The organism is Ralstonia sp. RL, assembly GCF_001683835.1.
Classification (GTDB): domain Bacteria; phylum Pseudomonadota; class Gammaproteobacteria; order Burkholderiales; family Burkholderiaceae; genus Ralstonia; species Ralstonia mannitolilytica.
In genome coordinates this window covers 1-9,441 of the sequence record NZ_LWRX01000204.1, presented here as the reverse complement: position 1 = coordinate 9,441, position 9,441 = coordinate 1, and the positions used below count along the sequence as shown (strand labels likewise).

The 9,441-nt window shown below is 66.1% G+C and carries 9 protein-coding genes; all 9 read left to right on the top strand.

Annotated elements, in window-relative coordinates; genetic code table 11:
- Positions 1 to 174: 174 nt before the first annotated feature.
- From A6M56_RS19145 to bioB, 9 genes are read left to right on the top strand one after another with little or no spacing between them, the layout of a single operon-like run.
- Complete coding sequence (locus tag A6M56_RS19145; RefSeq protein ID WP_045785611.1) at positions 175 to 1,356, top strand: acetyl-CoA C-acetyltransferase; 1,182 nt, start codon at positions 175 to 177, stop codon at positions 1,354 to 1,356.
- A gap of 9 nt (positions 1,357 to 1,365) precedes the next feature.
- Positions 1,366 to 2,079 (top strand): SDR family oxidoreductase, encoded by a 714-nt coding sequence (locus A6M56_RS19140; protein ID WP_045785610.1) that lies wholly within the window; start codon positions 1,366 to 1,368, stop codon positions 2,077 to 2,079.
- 10 nt (positions 2,080 to 2,089) lie between these two features.
- Positions 2,090 to 3,220, top strand: a complete 1,131-nt coding sequence (locus tag A6M56_RS19135) for an acyl-CoA dehydrogenase family protein (RefSeq protein ID WP_062738688.1) — start codon at positions 2,090 to 2,092, stop codon at positions 3,218 to 3,220.
- A 28-nt stretch (positions 3,221 to 3,248) separates the two neighbouring features.
- Positions 3,249 to 3,938: an HAD family hydrolase gene (locus A6M56_RS19130; protein ID WP_045785608.1), complete on the top strand. Its 690-nt coding sequence runs from the start codon at positions 3,249 to 3,251 to the stop codon at positions 3,936 to 3,938.
- Between the two features lie 14 nt (positions 3,939 to 3,952).
- On the top strand, positions 3,953 to 4,378 hold the full coding sequence (locus tag A6M56_RS19125) for a YchJ family protein (RefSeq protein ID WP_045787743.1): 426 nt from the start codon (positions 3,953 to 3,955) through the stop codon (positions 4,376 to 4,378).
- A 16-nt stretch (positions 4,379 to 4,394) separates the two neighbouring features.
- Positions 4,395 to 6,002, top strand: coding sequence for a carboxyl transferase domain-containing protein (locus A6M56_RS19120; protein WP_045785607.1), 1,608 nt, complete (start codon positions 4,395 to 4,397; stop codon positions 6,000 to 6,002).
- Between the two features lie 29 nt (positions 6,003 to 6,031).
- Complete coding sequence (locus A6M56_RS19115) at positions 6,032 to 6,976, top strand: dienelactone hydrolase family protein (protein ID WP_045785606.1); 945 nt, start codon at positions 6,032 to 6,034, stop codon at positions 6,974 to 6,976.
- Positions 6,973 to 7,767, top strand: a complete 795-nt coding sequence (locus A6M56_RS19110; protein WP_102080664.1) for an enoyl-CoA hydratase/isomerase family protein — start codon at positions 6,973 to 6,975, stop codon at positions 7,765 to 7,767. The genes A6M56_RS19115 and A6M56_RS19110 overlap by 4 nt, the downstream gene beginning before the upstream one ends.
- A gap of 43 nt (positions 7,768 to 7,810) precedes the next feature.
- Positions 7,811 to 8,893, top strand: a complete 1,083-nt coding sequence (bioB, locus tag A6M56_RS19105; RefSeq protein ID WP_062738691.1) for a biotin synthase BioB — start codon at positions 7,811 to 7,813, stop codon at positions 8,891 to 8,893.
- Positions 8,894 to 9,441 lie beyond the last annotated feature (548 nt).

Genomic DNA, 9,441 nt, shown 5'->3' with positions numbered 1-9,441 from the left:
TCGGGCGCGCCTTTCTTTGCTTACTTTCTTTGGCAAGACAAAGAAAGTGAGTCGGCCCGGCAGGGGACGAAACGGAGATGGACCAACAAGGCCCACCCAACACGCAAGAGACACACAACCCCTGCACCACAAGTGCAGAACATGTCCCAAGCACAGTTCCAGGAGATTGCAGCAATGTCCGACCGCATCGTCATCGCCTCAGCAGCCCGTACCCCGATGGGCGCCTTCCAAGGTGAACTCGCCAGCCTCACTGCCCCGCAACTCGGCGCCGCTGCCATTCGCGCGGCGGTCGAACGTGCGGGCCTGAAACCGGAACAGATCGAAGAAGTCATCATGGGCTGCGTGCTGCCTGCGGGCCAGGGGCAGGCACCGGCACGCCAGGCCGCACTGGGCGCGGGCCTGCCGCTGTCGGTCGGCTGCACCACGGTCAACAAGATGTGCGGGTCGGGCATGCGCGCGGCCATGAACGCGTATGACGCGCTGCTCGCGGGCTCGGTCGATGTGGTGGTCGCGGGCGGCATGGAAAGCATGACGAATGCGCCGTACCTGATCCCGAAAGGCCGTGGCGGTTATCGCATCGGCCACGGCATGATCTACGACCACATGATGCTCGACGGCCTGGAAGACGCCTATGAAAAGGGTCGCGCCATGGGCACCTTCGGTGAGGACTGCGCCGAGAAGTACGGCTTCACGCGCGAGGCCCAGGACCACTTCGCGATGACGTCCGTGCGCCGCGCGCAGGAGGCCACCGAATCCGGCGCGTTCCGCTGGGAGATTACGCCCGTCACCGTGTCGGGCAAAGCCGGCGACACCGTCATCGACACCGATGAAGGCCCGCGCCGCATCAAGGTCGACAAGATCCCCTCGCTCAAGCCCGCGTTCAAGAAGGACGGCACGGTGACGGCCGCATCGTCTTCGTCGATCAACGATGGTGCGGCTGCGCTGGTGATGATGCGCGAGTCGACTGCCAAGCAGCTCGGCATCACGCCGCTGGCGGTGATGCTCGGCCACACCACGCACGCGCAAGAACCCGGCTGGTTCACCACGGCGCCGGTCACGGCCATCGACAAGCTGTTCAAGAAGCTCGACTGGAACTCGGGCAACGTCGACCTGTTCGAGATCAACGAGGCGTTTGCCGTGGTGCCGATGGCCGCGATGCACGACCTGCGCATCCCGCACGAGAAGGTGAACGTGAACGGCGGCGCGTGCGCGCTGGGCCATCCGATCGGTGCCTCGGGCGCACGTGTGATCGCGACGCTGCTGGGCGCCCTGCGACACCGCGGCGGCAAGCGCGGCGTGGCCAGCCTGTGCATTGGCGGCGGCGAGGCCACGGCTGTTGGCATCGAACTCTACTAAGGCGCGCGCATGACGAACGCAACATCGCGCCGCACGCGCACCGCGCTCATCCTGGGCGCGTCGCGCGGCATCGGCCTGGAAACGGTCAAGCAGTACCGCGCAGACGGCTGGCGCGTGATCGCCACCGTGCGCACGCAGGAAGCCGCGCAGGCGCTGCAGGCATTGGGCGCGGAAACGCACGTGCTCGACCTCACCGACCCCAACGCCGTCGCCGGCCTTGCATGGAAGCTTGACGGCGAAGCGCTGGACGTGGCGATCTACGTGGCGGGCATCTACGGACCGCGCACGCAGGGCGCCACGCCCGTCAGCCAGGCGGATTTCGATGCCGTGATGCACACCAACGTGTGGGGCCCGATGAGCGTGCTGCCCGCCGTGCTGCCCATGGTGGAAGCCGGACGCAATGGTGCGGATGAGGCCGGCGGCGTGCTTGCCGTCATCTCCAGCCGCATGGGCAGCATCGGCGAGATGGAGAGCAACGGCGGCTGGCTGTATCGCGCGAGCAAGGCCGCGGTGAATGCCGTGCTGCGCGCCGTGTCGCTCGACGCCAGGAACGCCACGTGCCTGACCTTCCACCCGGGCTGGGTGCAGACCGACATGGGCGGTGCAGGCGCGGCCATCACGCCGCAGGAAAGCGTGGCGGGCATCCGCCGCGTGATTGCCGGTGCCACGCGCGCCGACAACGGCGGCTTCCGCAACTACGACGGCAGCGTCATTGCATGGTGAGGCCGAAACAATGCTGCTGACCCAAGAGCAAGAGATGATTCGCGACGCCATCCGCACCTTCGTGCGCGAGGCGATCACCCCGCACGCTGCCGCATGGGACCGCGATGCGACGTTCCCGAAAGACGTGCACCGCCAGCTCGGCGAGCTGGGCGCCTATGGCGTGGCCGTGCCGGAAGAACTCGGCGGTGCGGGGCTCGACTACCTGTCGCTGGCGCTGATCCTGGAAGAGATTGCCGCGGGCGACGGCGGCACCTCCACCGTCATCAGCGTGAACAACTGCCCCGTGTGCAGCATGCTGATGGCGTTTGCAAACGATGCGCAGAAGCAGCAGTGGCTCGTGCCGCTGGCGCGCGGCGAGATGCTCGGCGCGTTCTGCCTGACCGAGCCGCACGTCGGCTCCGACGCATCGGCGCTGCGCACCACGGCCGTGCGCGATGGCGACCACTGGGTGCTCAACGGCGTGAAGCAGTTCATCACCAGCGGCAAGCATGCCGACGTGGCGATCGTCATGGCCGTGACCGACAAGGCGGCAGGCAAGCGCGGCATCAGCGCGTTCCTGGTGCCGACCAACACGCCGGGCTACATCGTCGCGCGGCTCGAAGACAAGCTCGGCCAGCACTCGTCCGACACGGCGCAGATCGTGTTCGAAGATTGCCGCATCCCCGCCGATTGCCTGCTGGGTGAAGAAGGCGCCGGCTACAAGATGGCGCTGTCCGGGCTGGAAGGCGGGCGCATCGGCATTGCCGCGCAGAGCGTGGGCATGGCGCGTGCGGCCTTTGAAGCCGCGCTGGCGTACGCCAAGGAGCGCGAGAGCTTCGGCCAGCCGCTGTTTGCGCACCAGGCCGTGCAGTTCCGCCTGGCCGAGATGGCCACCCGCATCGACGTGGCACGCCAGATGGTCTGGCACGCCGCCAGCCTGAAAGATGCCGGCCGGCCTTGCCTGAAGGAAGCCGCCATGGCCAAGCTCAACGCCAGCGAGATGGCGGAGCGCGTCTGTTCCGACGCCATCCAGGTCTTCGGCGGTTACGGCTACGTCAGCGACTTTCCGGTGGAGCGCATCTACCGCGACGTGCGCGTGTGCCAGATCTACGAAGGCACAAGCGACATCCAGAAAATCCTGATCGCCCGCGCGCTGGCGTAGGCGGTCTGAACCTCTCAACCCACTCGGCATGACTGCAGTCTCCCAACCCACCTCGGCTCACCCGCGCTTTGACGCGATCCTCTTCGATTGCGACGGCGTGCTGGTCGACAGCGAACCCATCGTCAACCGCCTGATCTGGGAAATGCTGACCGAACTCGGCATCAACATCAGCCTGGAAGATTCCATCAAGCGCTTCCTGGGCAAAGCCATCCGCGAAGAACTCGATGCGATTGCCGAGATGCGCGGCGCGCCGCTGCCGCCGAACTGGCTGTCCACATTCCATGCCCGCCGCAACGCGTTGCTCGAAGCCGAGGTGGAGGCCGTGCCGCACATTGCCGATGCGATCGAGGCGCTGTCCGGTCTTGGCCTGCCGATGGCCGTGGCCTCCGGCGCCGACCGCATGAAGGTTGAACTGCAGCTCAATCGCACGGGCCTGATCCACCGCTTTCAGCCGACGGACGCGCGCATCTTTTCGGCCACCGAAGTCGCACGCAGCAAGCCCGCACCCGACGTGTACCTGCTCGCGGCGAGCAAGCTGGGCGTTGCGCCCGCGCGCTGCGTGGTCATTGAAGACAGCCCGACGGGCGTGACCGCTGGGCACGCTGCGGGCATGACGGTGCTGGCCTACGCCGGCCGCAACGCACCTGGGCCGCTGGTGGCAGCCGGTGCTTCGCGCACGTTCACCGACATGCGCCAACTTCCGGAGCTGCTGGCGTGAGCCCTGCCAAGCCGATCGCCCGCCTCGGCACGAGCGACGCCTGCCCGTGCGGCAACGGTACCTACGCGCGCTGCTGCGGCCCGTTCCACGCGGGCGAAGCGCTGCCGGCCACCGCCGAACAGCTCATGCGCTCGCGCTACAGCGCTTATGTGCTGGGCGATACGGCGTACCTGCGGCGCACGTGGCATCCGTCCACCTGCCCCGCCGATCTCGAGGCGACGGAGGCCGACGCCGCCTCCACGCGCTGGCTGGGCCTGGACGTGAAGCGCCACACGCCGCTGGACGCCACGCACGCGACGGTCGAGTTCGTCGCGCGCTACAAGGTGGGCGGCCGCGCGCATCGCCTGCATGAAACCAGCCGCTTCGTCCGCCTGGACGCCAGCGGCGCCGAATCCACCGAGGGCCGTTGGTTGTACGTCGACGGCACCTTCTCTGACTGAACCTCGCACTTCTGCCATGCCGACGCTCGAAACCAAGCTGAACCCCCGCGCCGAAGACTTCAAGACCAACGCCGATGCCATGCGCGCGCTCGTCGCCGACCTGCGCGACAAGGTGGCCCGCATCGCCCAGGGCGGCGGCGAAGAGGCCCGCGCCAAGCACCTCGCCCGCGGCAAGCTGCTGCCGCGCGACCGCGTGCAGCAACTGCTCGACCCCGGCACGCCGTTCCTGGAGTTGTCGCAACTGGCGGCGTACGGCATGTACGACGATGCGGCACCGGGCGCCGGCATCATCACCGGTATCGGCCGCATCTCGGGGCAGGAATGCGTCATCGTCTGCAACGACGCCACGGTCAAGGGGGGCACGTATTACCCGATGACGGTGAAGAAGCACCTGCGCGCGCAGGAGATCGCCGAGCAGAACCACCTGCCCTGCATCTATCTGGTCGATTCGGGCGGCGCCAACCTGCCGAACCAGGACGACGTGTTTCCCGACCGCGACCACTTCGGCCGCATCTTCTACAACCAGGCCAATCTGTCGGCCAAGGGCATTCCGCAGATCGCGGTGGTGATGGGCTCGTGCACGGCGGGCGGCGCCTATGTGCCGGCCATGAGCGACGAGTCGATCATCGTCAAGGAACAGGGCACGATCTTCCTGGCGGGCCCGCCGCTGGTGAAGGCCGCCACCGGCGAAGTGGTGAGCGCCGAGGACCTGGGCGGCGCTGATGTGCACACGCGCCTGTCCGGCGTGGCGGATTACTTCGCCAACAACGACTCGCACGCGCTGGCGCAGGCCCGCAGCATCGTCGCGCACCTGAACCGCCGCAAGCCCGAGCAGGTGCAGGTGCATACGCCCATCGAGCCGCGCTATCCCGCCGAAGAGCTGTACGGCGTGATCCCGACCGACACGCGCAAGCCGTTCGACGTGCGCGAAGTCATTGCCCGCATCGTCGACGATTCCGCCTTTGACGAATTCAAGGCGCGCTACGGCACGACGCTGGTCTGCGGCTTTGCGCGCATCTGGGGTTACCCGGTGGGCATCATCGCCAACAACGGCATCCTGTTTTCCGAGGCGGCGCTCAAGGGCGCGCACTTCATCGAGCTGTGCTGCCAGCGCAAGATCCCGCTGGTGTTCCTGCAGAACATCACCGGCTTCATGGTCGGCCGCAAGTATGAGAACGAAGGCATCGCCAAGAACGGCGCGAAAATGGTGACGGCGGTGGCGACGGCGCAGGTGCCGAAGTTCACGGTCATCATCGGCGGCTCGTTTGGCGCGGGCAACTACGGCATGTGCGGTCGCGCCTATTCGCCGCGCTTCCTGTGGATGTGGCCGAACGCGCGCATCTCGGTGATGGGCGGGGAGCAGGCGGCCAGCGTGCTCGCCACCGTGCGTCGCGACGGCATCGAGGCCAAGGGCGGCCAGTGGAGCGCCGAGGAAGAAGCCGCCTTCAAGGCGCCGATCCGCGAGCAATACGAGCGCCAGGGCCATCCGTACTACGCCAGCGCGCGCCTGTGGGACGACGGCGTCATCGACCCGGCCGACACGCGCAATGTGCTGGGCCTGGGCCTGTCGGCAAGCCTGAATGCACCGATCGGCGACATGAACTTCGGCGTGTTCCGCATGTAAGCGGACCGCCCATCGAACAGGGATCTGCAGTGAATAGCAACACCGCGCGAACGTGGCGCAGCGCCTGGGCAGCCGTTGGCTGCGCGCTATTGCTCACAGCCGCGCACGCCAGTGAACCCCTCCCGCCCGGCATGACCGAAACGGTGGTGGATGTGCCCAAGTCTGCGGGCATCTTCACCATCAAGCTGGAAACCACGATCTACAAGCCCGCCGGCGACGGGCCCTTCCCGCTCATCGTGCTCAATCACGGCAAGGCGCGCGGCAAGGCGGCATTCCAATCGCGTGCCCGTTACAGCGAGCAGGCGGCGGCGCTGGTCGCGCGCGGCTACGTGGTGGCCATCCCGATGCGGCAGGGGTTTTCCAAATCCGGCGGCGCGTATATCGGCAGCGGCTGCAACGTGGAAGCCAACGGCATCATCCAGGCAGAAGACGTGGTGGCCGCGCTCGACTACATGACCGCGCAGCCGTACGTGGACCGCAACCGCATCGTCGTCATGGGCCAGTCGCACGGCGGTTTGACCACGCTGGCCTTCGGCACCATCGCCTACCCCGGCGTGCGCGGGCTGGTTAACTTTGCCGGTGGCCTGCGCAACGACACCTGCGTCGATTGGGAAAGCAATCTCGTGCGCGCCTTTGAAACGTACGGCCGCCAGTCACGCTACCCGTCGCTCTGGTTCTACGGCGACAACGACAGCTACTGGCCCAAGCCGATGCCCGAGAAGATGTTCGCGGCCTACACGAGTGCGGGCGGCAAAGGCCGGCTGGTGGATTTCGGCACCTTCAGGGGCGACTCGCACGGCATGTTTGCCAGCCACGCGGGGTTGAGCATCTGGCTACCGCAGGTCGACGCCTTCCTGCGCGAACTGGGCTTGCCCGCAGGCCCTGTCGGTCCGGTCGGCCCAGCCAGCCCCACAGCCGCAGAGGCCTCCGGCGCAGACGACCCCAAGTCCGACACCAACAAGGACCCGGAATGAACACTTTCGAGACCCTCGCCTTCGCACAGAACGGCGCCGTCGCCACGCTCACGCTGAATCGGCCTGACGTGCGCAACGCCTTCAACGAGACCGTCATCGCCGAGCTGACCGGTGCGTTCCGCGCGCTGGCCGATGAGCCCAGCGTGCGCGCCATCGTCCTGGCCGGCAACGGGCCCGCCTTCTGCGCGGGCGCCGACCTCAACTGGATGAAGAAGATGGCCGGCTACTCCGATGACGAGAACCGCGCCGACGCCCTGCGCCTGGCCGAAATGCTGCGCGCCATCTACACCTGCCCCAAGCCCGTGATCGCGCGCGTGCAGGGCGACACGTATGCCGGCGGCGTCGGCCTGGTCGCCGCGTGCGACATCGTCGTCGCGGTGGATACCGCCAACTTCTGCCTGTCGGAAGCGAAGCTTGGCTTGATCCCGGCCACCATCAGCCCATACGTGATCCGCGCGCTGGGTGAGCAGGCATCGCGCCGCTACTTCATCACCGCCGAGCGTTTCTCCGCCGCGCAGGCGCATCGCCTGGGCCTCGTGCATGAACTCGTGAACGCAGACGCGCTCGACGCCAAGGTGGGCGACATTACAGCCGCGCTCGTCGCCAACAGCCCGAATGCCGTTCGCGAGAGCAAGCGCCTGGTGCGTGAGGTGGCTGGCGCCGCCGTCAACGACGCCTTGCTGGCGGATACCGCCGAGCGCATCGCCGCCATCCGCGCCTCGGAAGAAGGCCGCGAAGGCGTGCAGAGTTTCCTGGGCAAGCGCAAGCCGAACTGGCTGCTGCCGGCCTGACCCGCATAACAACGAAACCACGCATCACTTGAAGGAAGTCCTCATGCAATCCACTCCACTGAACTTCGTGCCGAACGCCGCCAAGGTGCCGCCCACGCCCGGGCAGAATCCCAACGCCCGCTGGAGCCGCGAAGCCATCGAAGCGCTGTTCGCCCTGCCGTTCAACGACCTGCTGTTCCAGGCGCAGCAGGTGCACCGCGCCAACTTTGATGCGAATGCGGTTCAGCTGTCGACGCTGCTGTCCATCAAGACCGGCGGCTGCCCCGAAGACTGTTCGTACTGCCCGCAATCGGCGCGCTACGACACCGGGGTCGAGGCTGAAAAGCTGATGCCGGTCGACGCGGTGCTCGAAGCCGCCGCACGGGCCAAGCAGAACGGCGCCAGCCGCTTCTGCATGGGCGCCGCGTGGCGCAACCCGAAACCGCATCAGCTCGACGCCGTGGCTGAGATGGTGCGCGGCGTGAAGGCGATGGGGCTGGAGACTTGCGTGACGCTCGGCATGCTGAAGCAGGAACAGGCCGTGCAGTTGAAGGAAGCGGGCCTGGACTACTACAACCACAACCTCGATACCGCGCCCGAGTTCTATGGCGAGATCATCACCACGCGCACGTATCAGGATCGGCTCGACACGCTCGAACACGTGCGCGAAGCGGGCATCAACGTGTGCTGCGGCGGCATCGTCGGATTGGGGGAATCGGTGCACGAGCGCGCGGGCCTGATCGCCGAACTGGCGAACATGGAGCCGTATCCGGACTCGGTGCCCATCAACAACCTGGTGAAGGTGGAAGGCACGCCGCTGGCGGGCAACGAAGAACTGGATCCGTTTGATTTCGTGCGCACGATTGCCGTGGCGCGCATCACGATGCCCAAGGCGATGGTGCGGCTCTCCGCTGGCCGCGAGGCGATGGACGATGCGCTGCAGGCGCTGTGCTTCATGGCGGGCGCCAACTCGATCTTCTATGGCGAGAAGCTGCTGACGACGGATAACCCGGAGGCCGATGCGGATCGGAAGCTGCTGGCGCGGTTGGGGATGCGGGTGGAGGTGCAGGATCATCTGCATCAAAGCGCTGATGCTTCGCACTCGCATTCGTCGCATTGCCATATCGACATTACGCCGGCGGACTGATGCTTTGTTGTGGGGGTGGGTCTTGGTTTTTTGTTGGTGGTCTGCCTCCCTTTCGGCCCCTGCCGGGGCCGACTCACTTTCTTTGTCTTGCCAAAGAAAGTAAGCAAAGAAAGGCGCGCCCGAGATGGCGAAGGATTCCTTGAATTTATGTCGCAGAGAGGGAGAGGAGGCAAACTCGCTTCGCTCAGACAGCCTCCTCTCTTTTTCCTCTCTGCAACAGAAATTCAAGGCGCCATCTAGGGCTCCAACGGCCAAACAATCAGAGCACAACTGCAGTAGGAATCAGCAGCACAACGCGAAGCAGAGCGAGCAGCAACAGCAACAAACAAGAGCCACCAGGGCCCGCACACCAACGGTTCGGCCGTTGACGTTCCTGCCCTAGATGGCGCCTTGAATTTGTGTAAGCGGGCGGAAAAAAGAGGGAGGCTTGTCTGAGCGAAGCGAGTTTGCCTTCCTCTCCGCCCGGTTACACAAATTCAAGGAAGGGGTCGCCGTCTCGGGCGCGCCTTTCTTTTGCCTACTTTTCTTTGGCAAGACAAAGAAAAGTA